The 21,728-nt window shown below is 72.7% G+C and carries 17 protein-coding genes and 1 tRNA gene; 13 read left to right on the forward strand and 5 right to left on the reverse strand.

The genetic code is table 11. From position 1 onward, the window contains the following. Positions 1 to 189: 189 nt before the first annotated feature. The 8 genes from IE178_RS00285 (at position 190) to IE178_RS00320 (ending at position 12,408) form a co-directional block, all read left to right on the forward strand. Positions 190 to 1,482: an extracellular solute-binding protein gene (locus IE178_RS00285; protein ID WP_193510850.1), complete on the forward strand. Its 1,293-nt coding sequence runs from the start codon at positions 190 to 192 to the stop codon at positions 1,480 to 1,482. Continuing rightward, complete coding sequence (locus tag IE178_RS00290) at positions 1,479 to 2,438, forward strand: carbohydrate ABC transporter permease (protein WP_193510851.1); 960 nt, start codon at positions 1,479 to 1,481, stop codon at positions 2,436 to 2,438. Before IE178_RS00285 ends, IE178_RS00290 begins: the two co-directional genes overlap by 4 nt. 29 nt (positions 2,439 to 2,467) lie before the next feature. Next, on the forward strand, positions 2,468 to 3,313 hold the full coding sequence (locus IE178_RS00295) for a carbohydrate ABC transporter permease (RefSeq protein ID WP_184760789.1): 846 nt from the start codon (positions 2,468 to 2,470) through the stop codon (positions 3,311 to 3,313). Position 3,314: 1 nt separating this feature from the next. After that, positions 3,315 to 4,958 (forward strand): beta-N-acetylhexosaminidase, encoded by a 1,644-nt coding sequence (locus IE178_RS00300; protein WP_193510852.1) that lies wholly within the window; start codon positions 3,315 to 3,317, stop codon positions 4,956 to 4,958. A gap of 342 nt (positions 4,959 to 5,300) precedes the next feature. Next, on the forward strand, positions 5,301 to 6,194 hold the full coding sequence (locus tag IE178_RS00305; protein ID WP_184760337.1) for an FAD binding domain-containing protein: 894 nt from the start codon (positions 5,301 to 5,303) through the stop codon (positions 6,192 to 6,194). Next, the gene (locus IE178_RS00310; RefSeq protein WP_193510853.1) at positions 6,191 to 8,560 is read left to right on the forward strand and encodes a 2Fe-2S iron-sulfur cluster-binding protein; all 2,370 of its coding nucleotides are present in this window, start codon (positions 6,191 to 6,193) and stop codon (positions 8,558 to 8,560) included. The genes IE178_RS00305 and IE178_RS00310 overlap by 4 nt, the downstream gene beginning before the upstream one ends. Then, positions 8,557 to 10,872 (forward strand): xanthine dehydrogenase family protein molybdopterin-binding subunit, encoded by a 2,316-nt coding sequence (locus IE178_RS00315; protein ID WP_184760339.1) that lies wholly within the window; start codon positions 8,557 to 8,559, stop codon positions 10,870 to 10,872. The genes IE178_RS00310 and IE178_RS00315 overlap by 4 nt, the downstream gene beginning before the upstream one ends. Before the next feature lie 354 nt (positions 10,873 to 11,226). Beyond that, positions 11,227 to 12,408, forward strand: a complete 1,182-nt coding sequence (locus tag IE178_RS00320; RefSeq protein ID WP_193510854.1) for an SUKH-4 family immunity protein — start codon at positions 11,227 to 11,229, stop codon at positions 12,406 to 12,408. Here IE178_RS00320 and IE178_RS00325 read toward each other — a convergent pair. Next, positions 12,363 to 12,617, reverse strand: coding sequence for a hypothetical protein (locus IE178_RS00325; RefSeq protein WP_193510855.1), 255 nt, complete (start codon positions 12,615 to 12,617; stop codon positions 12,363 to 12,365). The two genes, IE178_RS00320 and IE178_RS00325, sit on opposite strands and share 46 nt — an antisense overlap. A 132-nt stretch (positions 12,618 to 12,749) precedes the next feature. Further along, positions 12,750 to 12,824: transfer RNA gene (locus tag IE178_RS00330), tRNA-Cys, on the reverse strand. Positions 12,825 to 13,053: 229 nt separating this feature from the next. Here IE178_RS00330 and IE178_RS00335 point away from each other — a divergent pair. From IE178_RS00335 to IE178_RS00355, 5 genes are all read left to right on the forward strand, one after another. Next, a complete protein-coding gene (locus IE178_RS00335) occupies positions 13,054 to 14,508 on the forward strand; it encodes an MFS transporter (protein ID WP_184760342.1) in 1,455 nt (484 codons plus the stop codon). Then, entirely contained in the window at positions 14,505 to 14,678 is a 174-nt protein-coding gene (locus IE178_RS00340; protein ID WP_193510856.1) for a hypothetical protein, read from the forward strand. Before IE178_RS00335 ends, IE178_RS00340 begins: the two co-directional genes overlap by 4 nt. Positions 14,679 to 14,794: 116 nt before the next feature. Then, positions 14,795 to 16,588, forward strand: coding sequence for a DEAD/DEAH box helicase (locus IE178_RS00345; protein WP_193510857.1), 1,794 nt, complete (start codon positions 14,795 to 14,797; stop codon positions 16,586 to 16,588). Between the two features lie 301 nt (positions 16,589 to 16,889). After that, positions 16,890 to 17,531, forward strand: coding sequence for an IclR family transcriptional regulator (locus IE178_RS00350; protein WP_184760345.1), 642 nt, complete (start codon positions 16,890 to 16,892; stop codon positions 17,529 to 17,531). 218 nt (positions 17,532 to 17,749) lie between these two features. Next, positions 17,750 to 18,541 carry a S16 family serine protease gene (locus IE178_RS00355; protein WP_184760346.1) on the forward strand — a complete coding sequence of 264 codons (792 nt, stop codon included), beginning with the start codon at positions 17,750 to 17,752 and terminating at the stop codon, positions 18,539 to 18,541. 59 nt (positions 18,542 to 18,600) lie between these two features. On the opposite strand, the gene IE178_RS00360 is transcribed toward IE178_RS00355, so the two are convergent. From IE178_RS00360 to IE178_RS00370, 3 genes are read right to left on the reverse strand one after another with little or no spacing between them, the layout of a single operon-like run. Continuing rightward, on the reverse strand, positions 18,601 to 19,578 hold the full coding sequence (locus tag IE178_RS00360; RefSeq protein ID WP_193510858.1) for a glycine betaine ABC transporter substrate-binding protein: 978 nt from the start codon (positions 19,576 to 19,578) through the stop codon (positions 18,601 to 18,603). Continuing rightward, positions 19,575 to 20,435 (reverse strand): ABC transporter permease, encoded by an 861-nt coding sequence (locus tag IE178_RS00365; RefSeq protein ID WP_193510859.1) that lies wholly within the window; start codon positions 20,433 to 20,435, stop codon positions 19,575 to 19,577. The genes IE178_RS00360 and IE178_RS00365 overlap by 4 nt, the downstream gene beginning before the upstream one ends. Continuing rightward, positions 20,432 to 21,706 (reverse strand): ABC transporter ATP-binding protein, encoded by a 1,275-nt coding sequence (locus IE178_RS00370; RefSeq protein WP_184760790.1) that lies wholly within the window; start codon positions 21,704 to 21,706, stop codon positions 20,432 to 20,434. Before IE178_RS00370 ends, IE178_RS00365 begins: the two co-directional genes overlap by 4 nt. Positions 21,707 to 21,728: the final 22 nt, after the last annotated feature.

Consider the following 21,728-nt stretch of genomic DNA (forward strand, 5'->3'; position numbering starts at 1 on the left):
CTCCGGGGTGCGTTTTGCGCGCCCTGGGGGCCTTTGTGCTGTCCGCGCGTTGCGCAGGGTGCGTCCGCCGGTCACAGAGTGGTTGAGACCTCTTGTGGCGCGGTTCACCCAGTCCCTAGCCTCCGGTGTGTTGTGCACAGCGAAACCGCCATTGCATATGTTGCAACGTGCCATCGGAGGAGCAACTCCATGAAGCTGTCCGCCCGCCTGGTCGCCGTCGCGGCCGTCCTCGCCACCGCCGCCTGCGCGCCCCAGACCTCCGGCACCTCCTCCTCCGACAAGGACGAGAAGACCGGCACCCTGCGCGTGTGGCTCTTCCAGGAAGTCAACAACAAGCCCAAGGAACAGGCCGTCGACTCCGTCCTCGCCGCCTTCGAGAAGGCGCACGAGGACACCGAGGTCACCGTCGAGTACATACCCGTCGAGACCCGCGCCCAGCGCATCAAGGCCGCCTTCAACGACCCGGAGTCCGCACCCGACCTCATCGAGTACGGCAACACCGACACCGCGGGCTATGTGAAGGACGGCGGACTCGCCGACGTCACCGAGGAGTTCGCGGCCTGGGACGAGGCCAAGGACACCGATCCGACCGCCAGACAGTCGGTCACCGTCGACGGCAAGGTCTACGGCGCCCCGTACTTCGTCGGCGTCCGCGCGCTGTACTACCGCACCGACGTCTTCGACGAACTCGGCCTCGACGTCCCCAGGACCCAGGCCGAACTGATCTCCACCGCCAAGGAGATCCGCGCCGCCAAGCCCGGGATGTACGGCATCGCGGTCGGCGGCGCCTACACCTACGGCGCCATGCCGTTCATCTGGGCCCACGGCGGTGAACTCGCCACCGGCAAGGCGGGCTCGTACGCCTCCGCCATCGACAGCGCGGACGCGCGCGAGGGCATCGAGGCGTACACCTCGCTCTTCGGCGACGACAACTGTCCGGCGGCCAAGTGCGCCGGAATGGGCGGCAACGACACGGTGACCGCCTTCGCCTCGGGCAAGGCGGCGATGGCGATCGGCGGCGACTTCAGCCACGCGGCCGTGGACGCCGGGAAGGTGAAGGGCGCGTACGCGGTGGTGCCGCTGCCGGGTGTCGAGCCCGGCTCCATCGCCCCCGCGTTCGCGGGCGGGAACAACCTCGGCGTGCTGAAGTCCACCTCGCACCGCACCCTCGCCGTCGACCTGATGAAGCGGCTCGCGTCCAAGAAGGCCCAGGGCGAGCTGTTCGACGGGATGGGCTTCCTGCCGACCTTCTCGGACGTACGGCAGCAGGTGGCCGCGAAGGAGCCCTTCGTGAAGCCGTTCGTCGAGACGCTCGCCGCGGACACCAAGTTCGTGCCGGCCTCGCCGGCGTGGGCGCAGATCGACTCCTCGCTGGTGCTGCCGACGATGTTCCAGGAGATCGTCAGCGGTAAGAAGGACGTGGCCACCGCCTCGCAGGACGCCGCGAAGAAGATGAACGAGGCGTTCGGGTCCGCCGGATGACGGCGCCCACCAAGTCGCGGCCCGTGGATCGTGCGCGGCTGCCGGTGATCCGTGGCGTGTCGCGCAGTTCCCCGCCTTCCCGGGGGAGTTCCGGTACCCCCTGGCTCTATCTCGCGCCCGCGCTCGTCGTTCTCGGCGGGCTGCTCGCCTACCCCATCTATCAGCTCGGGCTGATCTCGCTCTTCCACTACACCCAGGCGCAGGTCAGTGGTGGGGAGCCGACCACCTTCGAGGGGTTCGGGAACTATGCCGAGCTCTTCGCCGACGAACAGTTCTGGCAGGTGCTGCTGGCCACCGTGCTGTTCGCGGCGGCCTGCGTGGTCTGCACCCTGGCCGTGGGCTGCGCGCTCGCCGTGCTCCTCACGCGCGTACGCGCCGTGCCGCGGCTCGCGCTGATGCTGGCCGCGCTCGGCGCCTGGGCGACCCCGGCGATCACCGGTTCCACGGTCTGGCTGTTCCTCTTCGACGCCGACTTCGGCCCGGTCAACCGGGTGCTGGGGCTCGGCGACCACTCGTGGACGTACGGGCGGTTCAGCGCCTTCTTCCTGGTGCTGCTCGAAGTGGTCTGGTGCTCCTTCCCGTTCGTGATGGTGACGGTGTACGCCGGTATCCGCGCCGTGCCGTCCGAGGTGCTGGAGGCCGCCGCGCTGGACGGCGCCTCACAGTGGCGGATCTGGCGTTCGGTGCTCGCCCCGATGCTCCGGCCGATCCTCGTGGTGGTCACCATCCAGTCGGTCATCTGGGACTTCAAGGTCTTCACCCAGATCTACGTCATGACGGGCGGCGGCGGCATCGCGGGCCAGAACCTGGTCCTGAACGTCTACGCCTACCAGCAGGCGTTCGCGTCCTCGCAGTACAGCCTCGGCGCGGCGATCGGCGTGGTGATGCTGCTGATCCTGCTCGGCGTGACGCTGGTGTATCTGCGGCTGCTGCGCCGCCAGGGGGAGGAACTGTGACGCTCGTGGGCCAGGACCGGAAACCCCGGGTGAATCTTGTGCGCCGGTTCGTCCGGCGGCCGGGACGGCTGGCGGCCGAGACGGCGGCGCTGCTGATCGCCGCCGTGGTGGCCTTCCCGCTGTACTGGATGGTGCTGAGCGCCTTCAAACCGGCCGGGGAGATCGAGTCGTCCGCGCCGCGCCCGTGGACGCTGGCGCCCACGCTGGACTCCTTCCGGCGGGTGTTCGGACAGCAGGAATTCGGCCGGTACTTCCTCAACAGCCTCGTCGTCGCGGTCGCCGTGGTGGTCGCCTCCGCGCTGATCGCCTTTCTCGCCGCGACGGCCGTGACGCGATTCCGGTTCCGTATGCGGACCACCCTGCTGATCATGTTTCTGGTGGCCCAGATGGTGCCCGTGGAAGCGCTGACGATCCCCTTGTTCTTCCTCATGCGGGACTTCGGTCAGCTGAACACGCTGTGGTCGCTGATCCTGCCCCACATCGCGTTCTCCCTGCCGTTCGCGATCTGGATGCTCAGAGGGTTCGTGAAGGCCGTTCCGGAGGCGCTGGAGGAGGCCGCGTACATCGACGGGGCGAGCCGCGCGCGTTTTCTGTGGCAGATCCTTTTCCCGCTCGTCCTGCCGGGCCTGGTGGCCACGAGCGTGTTTTCCTTCATCTCCACCTGGAACGACTTTCTGTTCGCCAAGTCCTTCATCATCAGCGACATCTCGCAGTCGACCCTGCCGATGGCGCTGCTGGTCTTCTACAAACCCGACGAGCCGGACTGGGGCGGGGTCATGGCGGCGTCCACGGTGATGACGATTCCGGTACTGGTCTTCTTCGTACTCGTACAGCGGCGTCTGGTCTCCGGACTGGGCGGCGCGGTAAAGGACTGATATGACCGAACTGATTCCAGCGCCCCGCAGCGTCGTCGCCGGTTCCGGCGAGGTGCGGCTGACGGCGCACTCCCGGATCCACGCCGGCACCGGGACGGAGGGTGTGGGGCACTGGCTGCGCACCGTCCTGCGGCAGGCGACCGGCCTGCCGCTGCGCGAGGGGCGGGAACTCGACGCCACCGAGCCCGACGGCATCGGGCTGCGGCTCGACCCGGGCCTGGGCCTCGAGGCGTACCGCCTCGTCAGCGACCGGGGCGGCGTCCTGGTCGAGGGCGGCAGCGCGGCCGGCGTCTTCCTGGGCGCCCAGACGCTGCGGCAACTGCTCGGCCCCGACGCGTTCCGCAGGGCCCCGCTGCGCCGCGACCGGGTCTGGACGGTGCCGCACGTCACGGTCGAGGACGGGCCCCGCTTCCGCTGGCGCGGACTCATGCTCGACGTCGCCCGGCACTTCCTGCCCAAGGAAGGCGTGCTGCGCTATCTCGATCTGATGGCGGCGCACAAACTCAACGTCCTCCACTTCCATCTGACGGACGACCAGGGCTGGCGCATCGAGATCCAGCGGTATCCGAAGCTCACCGAGGTCGGCTCCTGGCGCGCGCGGACGAAAATCGGCCACCGCGCCTCACCGCTGTGGGACGACACGCCGCACGGCGGTCACTACACCCAGGACGACATCCGCGAGATCGTCGCCTACGCCGCCGAACGGCATATCAGCGTGGTCCCGGAAATCGACGTACCCGGCCACTCGCAGGCCGCCATCGCCGCGTATCCGGAACTCGGCAACTCCGATGTCGTCGACACCGCCTCCCTGACCGTCTGGGACACCTGGGGGATCAATCCGAACGTACTCGCCCCCACCGACGACACCGTGCGCTTCTACGAAGGGGTGCTCGAGGAAGTCCTGGAACTGTTCCCCGCGGACGCCGCCCCGTTCTCGCCGTTCGTGCACATCGGCGGCGACGAATGCCTCAAGGACCAGTGGCGCGCGTCGGACACCGCGCAGAAGCAGATCTCCAACCTCGGACTGGCGGACGAGGAGGCCCTCCAGGGCTGGTTCATCGGGCATTTCAACACCTGGCTCGCCGCGCGGGGGCGCCGGCTGATCGGCTGGGACGAGATCCTGGAGGGCGGTCTCGCACCGGGCGCCGCGGTGTCCTCCTGGCGCGGTTACGCGGGCGGGGTGGCCGCCGCCCGCGCGGGACACGACGTGGTGATGTGCCCCGAGCAGCAGGTGTACCTGGACCACCGTCAGGACGCGGGCCCCGACGAGCCGGTGCCGATCGGGTACGTGCGCACCCTGGAGGACGTCTACCGGTTCGAGCCCGTGCCGTCGGAGCTGACGCCCGAGGAGACCGCGCGGGTCCTGGGCACCCAGGCCAACGTGTGGACCGAGGTGATGGAGAACCAGGATCGCGTGGACTACCAGACGTTCCCCCGGCTCGCCGCCCTCGCCGAGGTCGCCTGGAGCGCCCTGCCCGCCCCCGCCGCACGGGACTTCGCCGACTTCGAACGGCGCATGACGGCCCACTACCGGCGCCTGGACGCCCTCGGGGTCGCCTACCGGCCGCCCACCGGGCCCCTGCCGTGGCAGCGGCGTCCGGGCGTCCTGGGACGCCCGATCGACGGCCCGCCCCCGAACCGCTAGAGCCTGTCGGGCACACCCCCGGCCCGCATGCCCAGCGGTCCCCGGGCGGGCGGCCCGCCGCCCGCCCGGGACCCCCAACAGGCCCTGCGCACCCGTTGTCCGGCATCGAAGAGGTCATGCGATACGGGCACAAGGGTCAACGAAGAGCGTCAATACAAAACACCCCGGCGAAGTCGGGCGAAACCGGCCATGTCCGAGGTGAGGTGGGTGAATGCCTCCTAGCGGACCCCCGTCTTCGGCGCCTGCCAAGATGTGCCAGAGTTGCCACGTCCGCCCTGTCAGCACGTACCGTACGACAGCACAGGTGGGACCAGGTGGGGCAGCGGGAAGGGGCAGCCGGTTTTGAGCACGCACGCACCGCAGGCGGCGCAGGCCGTGACGCTGCCCACGACCCTGGACGAGGCCGTGGCGGCCCTCACGGCCGTGCCCGCCGCCGTGCCCGTCGCGGGCGGCACCGACCTGATGGCCGCCGTCAACTCCGGGCAGCTCAGGCCCGCCGCCCTGGTCGGTCTCGGCAAGATCAGCGAGATCCGCGGCTGGCAGTACCTGGACGGGCACGCGCTGCTCGGCGCCGGTCTCACCCACGCGCGTATGGGCCGCCCCGACTTCGCCGCCCTCATCCCGGCGCTCGCCGCCTCCGCGCGGGCCGCCGGACCACCGCACATCCGCAACGCCGGCACCCTGGGCGGCAACATCGCCTCCGCCGCCCCCACCGGGGACGCGCTGCCCGTACTGGCCGCCCTGGAGGCGACGCTGATCATCGCGGGACCGGGCGGAGCCCGCCGCGAGCTCCCGGTGTCGCACCTGCTGGCCGGAATGGACCTGCTGCGCCCGGGCGAACTCATCGGCTACGTGCGCGTACCGCTGCTGCACGCCCCCCAGGTCTTCCTGAAGGCGACCGGCCGCACCGGCCCCGGCCGCGCGGTCGCGTCCGTCGCCCTGGTGCTCGACCCCGCCCGCCGCGGCGTCCGCTGCGCGGTGGGTGCCATAGCGCCGATGCCGCTGCGGCCCCTGGAGGCCGAGCAGTGGGTCGCGCAGCTCATCGACTGGGACAACAACCGCGCGATCGTGCCCGACGCACTGAACGCGTTCGGGGAGTACGTCGCCGCGGCCTGCATCCCCGACGCCGCCCCCGGCGAGGACGGCACCGTCCCACCGCTTCCGCCCGCGGTACTGCACCTGCGGCGCACCGTCGCCGCGCTGGCCCGACGAGCACTGGGGAGGGCGCTGTCGTGACCGACGACCAGCAAGGACAGGGCACGCCCCCGGGCGGCGGACGCTGGGACCCGCTGCCGCAGGGCGAGTACGACGACGGCGCCACGGCCTTCGTGAACTTCCCCGAGGGCGGCATCGACGCCCTGCTGGACTCCATGGAGAGCCCGCTCGCCGCGCCCGGCCACGGCTATGTGCCGCCGCAGATAACGGTCACCCCCACGACCACCGCGGGCACCGACCCGGCCGCCACCGGCACCTGGGCGGTCCCCGGCGCGCCCGTCGACGGCGCCCAGTGGCACGATCCGCAGGCCGCCGAGGGGGACGCGGCGCCCGGCGACCGGTTCACGTACGACCCGGGCCCCACGGGGCAGTGGGCCTACGAGGAGACCGGCCCGGAGCACCCCGCGCCCGGGCACGACGTCACCGGCCAGTGGTCGATCCCCGTCGCCGGCGGCGACCTGCCGGACGAGTCGGGCGAGTTCACCACGTCCGCTCTGGTCGAACAGTGGGGCGGCACCCCTCCGGCCACCCTCCCGGGCGGCGCCCCGGCCCCGTGGGCCACCCAGGCCATCGGCCAGCCGTGGGGTCCCGGCGTACCGGGAGTCCCGCAGGAGCACGAGCACGGGCAGCCGGACGGTGGGTACGGCCCCGCGCGGGAGCAGCACGAGGCCGAACGGTTCCATGGTGATCCCGGCCGTGGTGAGGGCCCCGCCTTCCCGCAGCCGTCCGGTCCGGACGTGTACGGCGGGCAGTTCGCCCCCCACGCCCCCGCGGCCGGGCCGTCGACGGACGAATACGCGCCCGAGCGGCCCGGCGGGGCGGGACACGTGCCGGGGGCCGGTTCCGCGCCGGAGCCCTCCGGCGTGCCCGGACACGCGCCGGAGCAGCCCGCGGACGCCCTGGGGGCGCAGCCCCACGGCGGTCCCCCCGGGGAGCCCGCCGGGGATGACGGCTCCGCGTTCCCGCAGCCGTCCGGTCAGGACGTGTACGGCGGGCAGCCCGCCCCCCACGCGTCCGCGCCCGGGGAGTCGACCGGCGAACGCGACGCCGAGCGGCCCGGTGACGCAGGACACGCCCCGGGGCAGCCCGGAGCGGGCGATGCGCAGGGGCGGCCCGCGGCCGGTTCCGCGCCGGAGCCCTCCGGCCTGCCCGGTCACGCCCCCGAGCAGCCCGCGCACGACGGGTTCCGGTCGTCCGGCGTGCCTCAGCCGTTCGGCACGGAGGGGTACGCGGAACCCCGGTGGCCGTCCGACGCGGAGGCCGCCGACGGTGCCCCGCCCGGGCTTCGGGAGCACCCGCACCCCGACGGTCAGGACGCCTCGGTGCCCGTTTCCGGGGCCGATGGCGCCTCCGGGGTCTTTGAGGTTCCCGAGGGTGCCGACGGGGCTCCTGAGGCCGTCGAGACCCCGGCAGAGCCCTCCGCGGCCCCCGGCGGAACCGGTCCGGTCGCGGAAGCGGAGGCGGCAGACCTCGCCGACGGCGGCGTGCCCGCGGCCGGCGCCGAGTCCCCGAGCGGGGCCGGCGCCCCGAACGACGGGACGCCGCACGACACTTCCGGCGAACCGGAGGTGTCGGGTGATGCGGAGGTCTCGGGTGATGCGGAGGCGCCGGGCGGTGCGGATGTCCCGGACGCCCCGGACGCCTCGGAAGCTCCTGATGATTCCGACCGGCCCCCGGCCCCCGCGGCGGACGCCCCACCCCTCGGCGCCCCCCACGACGACCACCCCCTGGCCACCTTCGTGCTCCGCGTCAACGGCGCCGACCGGCCCGTCACCGACGCCTGGATCGGCGAGTCGCTGCTCTACGTGCTGCGTGAGCGGCTCGGGCTGGCCGGAGCCAAGGACGGCTGCTCCCAGGGCGAGTGCGGCGCCTGCAACGTGCAGGTCGACGGCCGGCTCGTGGCGTCCTGCCTGGTCCCCGCCGTCACCGCGGCCGGCAGTGAGGTCCGCACCGTCGAGGGCCTGGCCCAGGACGGCCGCCCCTCGGACGTGCAGCGGGCGCTCGCGCGGTGCGGCGCCGTGCAGTGCGGTTTCTGCGTACCCGGCATGGCGATGACCGTGCACGACCTGCTGGAGGGCAACCCCGCCCCGACCGAGCTGGAGACGCGCCAGGCCCTGTGCGGCAACCTGTGCCGCTGCTCCGGCTACCGGGGCGTGGTGAACGCCGTCAAGGAGGTCGTCGCCGAGCGCGAGGCCCGTTCCGAGTCCCCGGAGCCCGGCCCGGACGGCGAGGCGGACACGCCCCGCATCCCGCATCAGGCGGGCCCCGGCGCCGGCGGCGTCAACCCCTCGGCGTTCGGTACCCCCGGACCCCGCAACCAGCCCGTCGACCAGCCCCATGACCACCCCGACGACCAGTCCTACGGCCAGGACGGAGGCCAGGCGTGAGCAACGAAGCAGCCACCGCGCAGGCCGCACAGGCCGTGGAGGCCGCCCCCGAGCCGGAACCGGTCCCGCGCGGACTCGGCGTCTCCCTGCCGGCCGCCGACGCCCGCGCCAAGACCGAGGGCACCTTCCCGTACGCCGCCGACCTGTGGGCCGAGGGCCTGCTGTGGGCGGCCGTGCTGCGTTCACCGCACGCGCACGCGCGCGTGGTGTCCATCGACACCACCCACGCGCGTGAGATGCCCGGCGTCCGCGCGGTCGTCACGCACGAGGACGTCCCCGGCGCCCCCGTGCACGGCCGCGGCAACGCCGACCGCCCGGTCTTCGCGTCCGAGGTCGTACGCCATCACGGCGAGCCCATCGCCGCCGTCGCCGCCGACCACCCGGACACCGCGCGGATGGCCGCCGCCGCCGTCATCGTCGAGTACGAGGTGCTCGACCCGGTGACCGACCCCGAGCAGGCCTTCGAGGCCGAACCACTGCACCCCGACGGCAACCTGATCCGGCACATCCCGCTGCGCCACGGCGACCCCGAGGCGGCCGGCGACGTCGTCGTCGAGGGCCTGTACCGCATCGGCCGCCAGGACCCCGCCCCCATCGGCGCCGAGGCCGGTCTCGCCGTGCCCCGCCCCGACGGCGGCGTCGAGCTGTACCTGGCGTCCACCGACCCGCACGGCGACCGCGACACCGCCGCGGCGGCCTTCGGCCTGGAACCCGAACGGGTGAAGGTCGTCGTCACCGGGGTCCCCGGTGCCACCGCCGACCGCGAGGACCAGAGCTTCCAGCTCCCCCTCGGCCTGCTGGCGCTGAAGACCGGCTGCCCGGTCAAACTCACCGCCACGCGCGAGGAGTCCTTCCTCGGCCACGCCCACCGGCACCCCACCCTGCTGCGCTACCGCCACCACGCGGACGCCGAGGGCAAGCTGGTCAAGGTCGAGGCGCAGATCCTGCTCGACGCGGGTGCCTACGCCGACACCTCCTCCGACGCCCTGGCCGCCGCCGTCGCCTTCGCCTGCGGCCCGTACGTCGTCCCGAACGCCTTCATCGAGGGCTGGGCCGTCCGCACCAACAACCCGCCCTCCGGTCATGTCCGGGGCGAGGGCGCCATGCAGGTGTGCGCCGCCTACGAGGCGCAGATGGACAAGCTGGCCAAGAAGCTCGGCGTCGACCCGGCGGAGCTGCGCCTGCGCAACGTCATGGCCACCGGCGACGTGCTGCCCACCGGCCAGACCGTGACCTGCCCGGCCCCGGTCGCCGAACTCCTCGAGGCGGTACGGGACTTCCCGCTGCCGCCGCTGCCCAAGGACACCCCCGAGGACGAGTGGCTGCTGCCCGGTGGCCTCGAGGGCGCGGGTGAACCGGGCGCGGTGCGCCGGGGCGTGGGCTACGGCCTGGGCATGGTCCACATGCTCGGCGCGGAGGGCGCGGACGAGGTGTCCACGGCCACCGTGCGGGTCCAGGGCGGTGTGGCGACGGTGCTGTGCGCGGCCGTGGAGACCGGCCAGGGCTTCTCCACCCTGGCCCGGCAGATCGTGCAGGAGATCCTCGGCATCGACGAGGTCCACGTGGTGCCCGTGGACACCGACCAGCCCCCGGCCGGGGCGGGCTGCCGGGGCCGGCACACCTGGGTGTCGGGCGGCGCGGTGGAGCGCGCGGCGAAGATGGTCCGCACCCAGCTTCTCCAGCCCCTGGCCCACCAGTTCGGGATGTCCACCGAGCTGCTCCAGATCACCGACGGCAGGATCACCTCGTACGACGGTGTGCTGTCCACGACCGTCACGGAGGCGCTGGACGGCAAGGAACTGTGGGCCACCGCCCAGTGCCGCCCGCATCCGACGGAGCCGCTGGACGAGTCCGGCCAGGGCGACGCCTTCGTCGGCATGTCCTTCTGCGCGATCCGCGCGGTGGTCGACGTCGACATCGAGCTCGGCTCGGTACGGGTCGTGGAGCTGGCGGTCGCCCAGGACGTGGGCCGGGTGCTGAACCCGGCGCAGCTCGCGGCCCGGATCGAGGCGGGCGTCACCCAGGGGGTGGGCGCCGCGCTCACCGAGAACCTGCGCACGCCGCGCGGTCTGGTCCGCCACCCCGACCTGACCGGATACGCCCTGCCGACCGCGCTGGACGCGCCGGACATCCACATCGTGAAGCTGGTCGAGGAGCGGGACGTGGTCGCTCCGTTCGGCGCGAAGGCGGTCAGCGCGGTGCCGGTGGTGACCTCACCGGCGGCCGTCGCCTCCGCCGTGCGGGCCGCCACGGGCCGCCCGGTCAACCGTCTGCCGATCCGTCCGCAGGCCGCGGTGGTGACCGGCGGCTGAGGCCGCGGCGGCGATCGGTGGCCGCGGCGGTGAACAGCTGCCGCGACGGTGAACAGTCGCCCCGGCGGTACACAGGAGCCGCGGTGGTGAACGGTCGCCCCGGCGGTGACCGGTGGCCGTAATTTGTCGCGGACGATCCTCGTGGGAAGGCAACGTACGGGGGTGCTCGAGCGTCTTCCGTGGCAGGGGCGCCGGCTCCGTCGTCGCCGCCCTCGGTCCGGGGGCGTTGTCAGTGGTGGCGCGTAGTGTTGCGAGTGGTGGGGGACGGCTGCCGGGCCCGAGGGGCATGGGCCGTCCTGCCCGGGGCGGGGCGTTCGCGGGCCCGGGACAGAGCACACGTATCGCGGGGGAATCATGAGCACGACCGACACCGTTGCCGCAGCGGCGATCACACTCACCGACGTCGACCTCGATCTCCGCATCACGCACGCGTCCACGCGCCGCTGGCTGGCCGGCCCCGGACTGCCGTCCGGCAGCGTCCTGTTCGGCTTCGGGGAGCTGGCGCGGCCGGGCGGCACGCGCACCGTGGCCGACGCGACGGGCGACCCCGGCGACCGGCTCTCCGCGGAGCTGCGGGACCAGCTGGTCATCGGCGGGCTGCTGGGCCCGGCCGGTCTGGACACGGAGTCGGTGCTGCTCGACGGGGCGACCGGCGAGGTCTCGACGACGTACTTCTTCCACGACCGCCCTGACCTGATGGACTGCCGGCCGCTGGCCCCGTCCCTGCCGACCCTGGTGCGGTTCGCCGCCGCGACGGACGAACTGGCGGGCCTGCGCGGCCAGTTCGCCGACTACGCGGGCCGCTACGGCACCAAGGCCGTCGCGCAGGCGTCCCGGCAGCTGCTCGCGGTGTTCGAGGACGGCGCGGACGGCGAGCCGGCGCCGTTCTGGAAGATGGCCGCGCTGATCCGCCCCCTGGCCCTGGTGGCGGGCCCCGGCACGGCCTCGGGGCTGGCCCTGGACCTTCCCGTCCGCCTGCTGGACCAGGAGTTCGGCCGGGGCGGCGTGGTCCGCTTCGAGGAGGTCGACTTCCCCGCGACGCTCACGCACGAGCCGACCCGCCGCTTCCTGCGCGAGACGGGCCTGCCGGAGGACGGCTTCCTGTTCCACCTGGACACCGACCTGCCGCTGCGCACCCTCGCGGAGTACTACGCCGGCGAACACGAGGGCGAGCCCCCCGCCGGCCGCCTCCCCGTCCGGGCGGAGCACTTGATACGCCTCGGGTCCCTGGTCGAGGACACCGCCCTGGTCGTCGACGGCACCACGGGCGCGGTCCTCAGCTGGAGCGAGGCGGACCGCGTCCTGCACCCCCTCAACACGGACGTCTCCACCCTCGCCTTCACCCTCTGGCTGCTTCACCGCGAGCACACCATCGACGAGGAGTCGGGCCACGCGCTGACCTCCGACACCTACGACCAGTTGGCCCTGACGATGATTCAGGTCCTGTCGTCCATCGACCCGACGGGCACCACCGCCGACGCGGACTGGCACTACTGGACGGAACTCTTCCAGGACGAGGCGGGCGGGGTGCTCTGAACCAGCCGGCCCGCCGGGACCGACCGCCACCAGTCGGCGTGGGACCCGTACGGAACCGGGGAACCGCGGCCGGCCCCGACCGGCACCCGCACCGCGAGCCCCGAGGTCGCCACGACGGTCACCGTCACCGCCACACCCGACCGCGGGTCCCGCATCGACGACGGCCCGGCGCCGAACCCGGTGACCGCCCGGACCGGCTGCAACGTCACCCGGGTGATGTTCTGCCCGACCGACGGCCCCGCTCCGCGGGCCGGCGACCGGCCGTCCCCCGACCGCGGGCGACCGATGAGGGCGGACGCCCCCAAGGGGTGCCGCCCTCTCGCTCCGCGTCATCGGGGCACTGGAGGCCGTGGCGGGATTCGAACCCGCGTACCTCGCTTTGCAGGCGAGTCCCTGGGCCACTCGGGCACACGGCCGTGTCGGAAGCGAAGTGCCGTGCGGCGCCTCGCCGTTGTGAACCGGTGCACCGACCGTAAGCCGCCGGGGAGACGGCACTCAAGGACATGCCGGGTGCCGCAACGCGACTGCCATACGCCGTTCACGAACGGCGGGCGGCGGCGGGCCCCGGTCCTACGACCAAGGTCCGGGGCCCTCCCCGCCCCCCGACAGGGGTCACACCGCGCCGTGGCCCTTACGCTGGCGAGCATGACCGCCCCGAACCCGCGCGACACCGGTGTCGCCGAGACCGCCGACGTCGCTTCCCCGGCCGCCGCCCCCGACGAGACCGTGCTGAGCCGCCCCTACCGGGCACTGAGCATCGGGGTCGTCTCCGTGGTGCTGCTGATCGCCTTCGAGGCGACCGCGGTCGGTACGGCGATGCCCGTGGCCGCGCGGGAGCTGGACGGGGTGTCGCTGTACGCGTTCGCGTTCTCCGGGTACTTCACGACCAGCCTGTTCGGCATGGTGCTCTCCGGCCAGTGGGCGGACCGGCACGGCCCGCTCGGGCCGCTGGCCTGGGGCATCGCCTCCTTCGCCGCCGGGCTGCTGCTCGCCGGGACGGCGGGCGCGATGTGGCTGTTCATCCTGGGGCGGGCCGTGCAGGGGCTCGGCGGCGGGCTGGTGATCGTCGCGCTCTACGTCATCGTCGGCCGGGCCTACCCGGAGCGGCTGCGGCCCGCGATCATGGCGGCGTTCGCCGCGAGCTGGGTGATCCCGTCGATCGTCGGCCCGCTCGCCTCCGGCGCGGTCACGGAGCACATCGGCTGGCGCTGGGTGTTCCTCGGGATACCGGCGCTGGTGGTGTTCCCGCTGGCGCTCGCGCTGCCGCGGATTCGGCGGCTGGCGTCCGGCCCGGTGCGCGACGGCGGGGACGCTCCCGCCTCCTTCGACGGCCGCCGCATCCGGCTCGCCCTGGCGATCTCCTTCGGCGCGGGGCTGATCCAGTACGCCGCCCAGGACCTGCGCTGGCTGTCCCTGCTGCCGGGCGCGGCCGGCGTGGCGCTGCTCGTCCCCGCCGTGCTGGGACTGCTCCCGCACGGCACCTACCGGGCGGCGCGCGGACTGCCCGCGGTGGTGCTGCTGCGCGGGGTCGCCGCGGGCTCCTTCATCGCGGCGGAGTCCTTCGTCCCGCTGATGCTGGTCACCCAGCGGGGGCTCAGCCCGACCCTCGCCGGGTTCTCGCTCGCGGCGGGCGGCGGGACCTGGGCACTGGGCTCCTGGGTGCAGTCGCGGCCCCGGCTGGAACCGTACCGGGAGCGGCTGATGACCCTCGGGATGCTGCTGGTCGCGGCGTCCATCGCGGTGGCTCCCAGCGTGCTGATCGACACGGTGCCCGTCTGGACCGTCGCGGTTGCCTGGGGCTTCGGCTGCCTCGGCATGGGCCTGGTGATCTCCTCCACCAGCGTGCTGCTGCTCCAGCTCTCCGCCCCCGAGGAGGCCGGCACCAACTCCGCCGCCCTCCAGATCTCCGACGGCCTGTCCAACGTCATCCTCCTGGCCGCCGGAGGCGCCGCCTTCGCGGCCCTCGGCGGCGGCACGGTGAGCCATACCGCCACGCACGCCACCGGCTCCCACCCGGCCGCCTTCGCCGCGGTGTTCCTGCCGATGGCGGCGGTGGCCCTGGCGGGGGCGTGGGTGGCGACGCGGGTACGGCGACAATGAGCGGTGAACGTGTCGCGCACCGCCCGGCCGGCCACCCCACCTTCCCCGCGGTGAACGGCGTCGGCCCCGGCGGCGTCGACCAGGAGACGGCGTACACGCTGGTCGTCGACCTGGCCTCCGGGAGGGGGAGGGACGTGAGGGGGATCGCCAAGCGGCTGAGGCGGTTGTGATGTGGGTCCCACCCCCGGGTGGCGCGGCCGCGTAGGGGCATGGGCACCACCCGGCCATCGGTAGGGTGGCCCGGTTGTCCTATGCGGCCGAGCCGCTCGACCCCCCCACGGAGACCGTGACTACCACCGCCAGCTCCGCCTCGCACCACCTGTCCCCGGCCTTTCCCGGGCGTGCCCCCTGGGGTACCGCCGGCAAGCTGCGCGCCTGGCAGCAGGGGGCGATGGAGAAATACATCCAGGCGCAGCCCCGTGACTTCCTGGCGGTCGCCACGCCCGGCGCCGGCAAGACGACCTTCGCGCTGACGCTGGCCTCATGGCTGCTGCACCACCATGTCGTGCAGCAGGTGACCGTCGTCGCGCCCACCGAGCATCTGAAGAAGCAGTGGGCGGAGGCCGCCGCGCGGATAGGCATCAAGCTCGACCCCGAGTACAGCGCGGGCCCGCTCGGCAAGGAGTACGACGGCGTCGCCGTGACGTACGCCGGTGTCGGGGTCCGTCCCATGCTGCACCGCAACCGTGTCGAGCAGCGCAAGACCCTCGTCATCCTCGACGAGATCCACCACGCCGGTGACTCCAAGTCCTGGGGCGAGGCCTGTCTGGAGGCGTTCGAGCCGGCCACCCGCAGGCTCGCGCTCACCGGTACGCCGTTCCGGTCCGACACCAACCCCATCCCCTTCGTCACCTACGAGGAGGGCGACGACGGGATCCGGCGGTCGGCGGCCGACTACACCTACGGGTACGGCTCCGCGCTCGCCGACAACGTCGTCCGTCCGGTCATCTTCATGTCGTACAGCGGCAACATGCGCTGGCGCACCAAGGCCGGCGACGAGATCGAGGCCCGCCTCGGCGAGCCCATGACCAAGGACGCGATCAGCCAGGCCTGGCGCACCGCCCTCGATCCGCGCGGCGAGTGGATGCCGTCCGTGCTGCGCGCCGCCGACCAGCGGCTCACCGAGGTCCGCAAGGCCATCCCGGACGCCGGCGCCCTGGTCATCGCCTCCGACCAGGAGTCCGCCCGCGCCTACGCCAAGCTCATCCGCGACATCACCGGCCACAAGGCCACCCTCGTGCTGTCCGACGACACCGGCGCGTCCCAGCGGATCGACGACTTCAGCGGGAGCGACGACCGCTGGATGGTCGCCGTCCGCATGGTGTCCGAGGGCGTCGACGTACCGCGCCTCGCGGTCGGCGTGTACGCCACCACCATCTCCACCCCGCTGTTCTTCGCCCAGGCCGTCGGCCGTTTCGTACGGTCCCGGCGGCGCGGCGAGACCGCGTCCGTGTTCCTGCCGACCGTCCCGGACCTGCTCTCCTTCGCCAACGAGATGGAGCGCGAGCGCGACCACGTCCTCGACAAGCCCAAGAAGGGCGGCGAGGAGGACCCGTACGCCGAGTCCGAGAAGGAGATGGAGGAGGCGAACCGGGAGCAGGACGAGGACACCGGCGAGCAGGACATGCTGCCCTTCGAGGCGCTGGAGTCCGACGCCGTCTTCGACCGGGTGATGTACAACGGCGCCGAGTTCGGCATGCAGGCCCACCCCGGCAGCGCGGAGGAGCAGGACTACCTCGGCATCCCGGGCCTCCTCGAACCCGACCAGGTGCAACTGCTGCTGCAGAAGCGGCAGGCCCGGCAGATCGCGCACAGCCGCAAGAAGCCGGACGAGGAGGCCGACCTCCTCGAACTGCCCGCCGAACGGCGGCCGGTGGTCTCCCACAAGGAGATGATGGAGCTGCGCAAGCGGCTCAACACCATGGTCGGCGCGTACGTCCATCAGAGCGGCAAGCCGCACGGCGTGATCCACACCGAGCTGCGCCGGGTCTGCGGTGGCCCGCCCGCGGCCGAGGCCACGGCGGGGCAGCTGCGCCAGCGGATCGCCAAGGTGCAGGAGTGGGCCACGCGCATGCGCTGACCCGGGTGGCGTCCGCTGCGCCAGGGGGTCGAGTACGTACCGGGGCAAACGGAACCACTTTGCCGACACGGTGCCCGGATTCTGGACGGAGCCTTCCGCTCACCGAACCGGCTCGCTACTGTCCCCGCTACGCACACGCCCCGTGGCAGCGCCGCCGCGGAGCGCAGCCGTGAAGCGACTGTGCCCGGGACACCGCCGGGCCGCCGGCCGATCGGCGGCCTCTGAAGCGCGTGACCGACGGGACTCGGTGACGCATCTGCCGCGAGGGGGCCGCCGACCTCACCACTAAGGAGTGGGCGTCGTGACCGCGGAGACCTCTCAGACGCTCGACAGGGGACTGCGTGTCCTCAAGCTGCTGGCCGACACGGACCATGGGCTGACCGTCACCGAGCTTTCCCACAAACTGGGCGTGAACCGGACCGTCGTATACCGGTTGCTCGCCACACTGGAGCAGCACGCCCTGGTACGCCGTGATCTGGGCGGACGGGCCCGGGTCGGGCTCGGCGTGCTGAGGCTGGGCCGACAGGTGCATCCGCTGGTACGCGAGGCGGCGATGCCGGCGTTGCGGTCGCTGGCGGAGGACATCGGTGCCACCGCGCATCTGACGTTGGTGGACGGGGCGGAGGCGCTGGCCGTGGCCGTGGTGGAGCCGTCGTGGACGGACTATCACGTCGCGTACCGGGCGGGGTTCCGGCATCCGCTGGACCGGGGGGCCGCGGGGAAGGCGATTCTCGCCGCTCGGCAGCAGGCCGCGGATGATCCCGGGTACACGCTGACGCACGGGGAGCTGGAGGCCGGGGCGTGCGGGGCGGCCGCGCCGCTGCTGGGGGTCACGGGGGTGGAGGGCAGCGTGGGTGTCGTCATGCTGGCGGACGTCGTCCCGGAGCGGGTCGGTACGAGGGTGCTGGACGCGGCGCGGGAGGTCGCGGAGGCGTTGCGCTGAGCCGCGGTGGGCCGGGGGCGGGTTCCGCCGCCGGCGTTCGCCGGGTGCCTCCCCGCTCTCGTCTCCGCTCGGGCGGAGGTCGTACCCCCACCGCCCACCCGTGCCGCCCCAGGGGTGCGGGCCGTTTCAACCCCTGCGGGAGGCACGACCGCCCGCGGGCGCGTCGGTGGGCCCCTGCGGCACGGCTGCCCGCAGCCGAGTCGCGTTAGATTGACCCCGTGCTCTCTCGCCTCACGCGTCCCCAAGTCCTCGCCGTCTGCGCCGCTCCCGCCGTCGCCCTGCTGGCCACGGCCGTGTTCGCGCCGCTGCCGTTTTCCGTGGCGCAGCCCGGGTTGACGGCCGATGTGCTCGGGGAGAACAAGGGGGCGCAGGTCATCACGATCTCCGGGGCTCCCGTGCGGGAGACCAGCGGGCAGCTGCGGATGACCACCATCGAGGCGACCTCCCCGGACACCCGCGTCGGTCTCGCGGACGTGATCGACAGCTGGTTCCGCACCGACCAGGCGGTCATGCCCCGCGAATCGGTCTACCCCAGCGGCGACACCGTCCGGGAGATCGAGCGGTACAACCGGAAGCAGATGAAGGAGTCCCAGGACGAGGCGACCCGGGCCGCGCTCGGATATCTGAAGCGCGAGGACGAGGACATCGAGGTCGATCTGGAGCTCGCCGACGTCGGCGGCCCCAGCGCCGGACTGCTGTTCTCCCTCGGCATCGTCGACAAACTGGACGGCGACGGCGACGGCGGCGACCTCACCGGCGGCCGGGTCGTCGCCGGTACGGGCACGATCGCCGCGGACGGCACCGTCGGAGCGGTCGGCGGCGTCCCCCTGAAGACGCAGGCGGCCGAGCGGGACGGCGCCACCGTCTTCCTCGTCCCCGAGGCCGAGTGCTCCGACGCCCGGGTGGAACTCCCCGAGGGACTGCGGCTGATCCCGGTCACCACCCTCGAGGGCGCCGTCGACGCGCTGGTGTCCCTGGAGAAGGGCACCGGCAAGGTTCCCAGCTGCTGAGCTGTCCGGCCATCGTCGTCCGCGTGCGACGGCGGGAACGGTCGGACAGGCCCCGGCGGCTACCGCTCCTTGACGAACCCTTCCTCCACCATCCAGTCCAGTGCCACCTCGTGCGGGTCCTCCCCGTCGACGTCCACCCTGGCGTTGAGGTCCTGCGCCACCTCGTTGTTCAGCTTCGCCGTGACCGGGTCGAGGACGTCGGCGATGGCCGGCCACTCCTCGAAGGTGTCGGCGTTGACCGTGGGCGCCGCGTTGTAGTTGGGGAAGAACTTCCTGTCGTCCTCCATCACCACCAGGTTCATGGACTTGATGCGCCCGTCGGTGGTGAAGACCTCGCCGTAGGTGCAGGCGCCCTTCGCCGCCTGGGTGTAGATGATGCCGGTGTCCATCTGCGTGACGTTGCGCGCCGGGAGGTTCATGCCGTACGCCTTCTCCATGCCCGGCAGTCCGTCCGCGCGGTTGGCGAACTCGCCCTCCACGCACAGCGTCACCGCACCCGGGTCGGACTTCGCCAGCGCCGCCACGTCGGAGAGGGTCCGCGTGCGGTACTTCTCGTAGTTCGCCTGGTTCATGGCGAGGGCGTAGGTGTTGTTCAGGGCCGACGGCTCCAGCCAGATCACCCCGTTCTTCGCGTCCGCCTCGCGCACCGCCTCCCACTGCTCGCGCGGATCGGTGATCGGCTCGCTGTTGCCCTGGTACGTGATCCAGGCCGTGCCCGTGTACTCGAACCCGGCGTCCGCCTCGCCCTTGACGACCGCCTCCCGGGAGCCGACGGACCCCTGGATGCCGGTCCGGTCGACGACGTCCGCGCCGGCCGCCTCGAAGGCGATGCCCATGATCGCGCCGAGGATGAGCTGCTCGGTGAACTCCTTGGACGTGACGGTGAGCTTCGCGCCCTCCAGGGGCTTGCCCTTGCCGATCGAGCCCGGCTCCACGTCGTCGACCATGGGGGAGCCGCTGGTCAGTCCGCAGCCGGAGGCCGCCACCAGCAGGGCCGCGGCGAGGAGCGGACACATACGCCGTCCCGGACGTCTCATGGGCCCGCCTCCAGGCCGCGCGGCCGCATCAGCAGTTCCGCCAGCGAGGCCAGCCAGTCCACCAGCAGCGCGAGGGCGACGGTCAGGATGGAGCCCACCACCAGCACCGGCATGCGCTGGCTGGTGATCCCGGTGGTGATCAGGACGCCGAGCCCGCCGCCACCGCCGAAGGTCGCCAGGGTCGCCGTGCCGACGTTCAGCACGAGCGCGGTGCGCACACCGGCGAGGATGAGCGGGACGGCCAGCGGCAGCTCCACCCGGGTCAGCACGCCCAGCGGGGACATGCCGATGCCGCGCGCCGCCTCCAGCAGCATCGGGTCGTTGGCCTTCAGGCCGGCGATGGTGTTGGCCAGCACCGGCAGGACGGCGTAGGCGATGATGCCGATCAGGGCGGCCCTGCGGCCGATGCCCAGCCAGATCACCAGCAGCGCCAGCAGACCGATCGCCGGGGTGGCCTGCCCCATGTTGGCGAACACCATCGCGGCCGGCATGGCCCTGCGGAACATGCCCCGGGTCAGCAGGATGCCCAGCGGGATCGCGATGATCAGCACGAAGAACGTCGAGATGGCGGTGAGCTGGATGTGCTGCCACAGCGCCTTGGACACCTGGCCGTCCGACAGGGCGTTCCGGGTCAGCGCGTCCAGGTCGGCCTGCTCGAACCACAGCCAGGTCGCGAGCAGTACGGCGATCAGCACCGTCGGCAGGAACGTCAGCTTCTGCCAGGTCACCCGGGGCGGCCCCGACGGCGGCGGCGGGGGAGCGGCGTCCCTCCCGTCGGGGTCCGCGCCCTCGTCCCGGAACGCGTGCCCCTTCACCTCGTGCTCGCCGTCGGGCCGCCGGCCGGAAGAGGTCCTCACGCCTTCGCCTCCCCTCCGAGGCCTCCGGCGCCTCCGAAGCCCTCCTGCTCGGCGTGCGTCTGCGCGGCCCGCTGCTCCTCCAGCCCGTGCTGGGCCTCCCGCGCCTCCAGCCGGTCGGCCTCCAGCAGTTCGTGCACGGAGTTCATCAGCGTCTCCACGTCGACGACGCCCTCGTACGCGCCGCGCCGCCCGGTGACCGCGACCCGGCCCGTGTTGTCGGTGAGCACCGCCTCCAGCGCGTCCCGCAGTGTCGCGTCCCGGGTCACCGTGTCGTGGACCAGCGTGCCCGCGCGGGCCAGCGAGCCCTTGGCGCGCATCATGTCGCCGCGCCGCAGCCACTTGTAGGGGCGGCCCTGCTTGTCGAGGAGCAGGATCTCGTTGGTGCCGCTGGAACGGAGCCGGTTGAAGATGTGCTGGAGCGGGTCGTCGACGGTCACCGTCGGGTAGTCGGTGATCTCCACGTCCCGCACCCGGGTGAGGTTGAGCCGCTTCAGTGCCGCCCCGGCGCCCACGAAGCCCGACACGAAGTCGTCGGCGGGGTTGGTGAGGATCGCCTCCGGGGTGTCGAACTGGGCGATGTGGGAGCGCTCGCGCAGCACCGCGATCCGGTCGCCGATCTTGATCGCCTCGTCGAAGTCGTGGGTGACGAAGACGATCGTCTTGTGCAGCTCGCGCTGGAGACGGATCAGCTCGTCCTGGAGGTGGTCCCGGGTGATCGGGTCGACCGCGCCGAACGGCTCGTCCATCAACAGCACCGGCGGATCCGCCGCGAGCGCCCGCGCCACGCCCACCCGCTGCTGCTGGCCACCGGACAGCTGACGCGGATAGCGGCCGTGGAACTCGCCGGGATCCAGTCCGACCAGGTCCAGCATCTCCTCCACCCGGGCCCGCACACGGGCCGCCGGCCAGCGCAGCATCTTCGGCACCAGCGCGATGTTCTGCGCCACGGTCATGTGCGGGAACAGTCCGCTGGCCTGGATCGCGTAGCCGATCGTGCGGCGCAGCCGCACCGGGTCCATGTGGGTGACGTCCTCGCCGCCGATGCGGATCCGGCCGCCCGTCGGCTCGATCAGCCGGTTGATCATCTTCAGCGTGGTGGACTTACCGCAGCCCGACGGGCCGACGAGGATCACCGTCTCGCCCGCCCGGATGTCCATGCTGACGTTGTCGACGGCCGGCAGCGCACCGCCCGGATACCGCTTGGTCAGGCCCTCCAGCTCGATGGCCGCCCCGACCGACCGGGACGTCGTCTCGGAGGTCTGCGGCGTCAGTGGTGTCTGTGGTGTCTGCGGG

The sequence above is a fragment of the Streptomyces griseoloalbus genome (genome assembly GCA_014650015.1).
Classification (GTDB): domain Bacteria; phylum Actinomycetota; class Actinomycetes; order Streptomycetales; family Streptomycetaceae; genus Streptomyces; species Streptomyces griseoloalbus.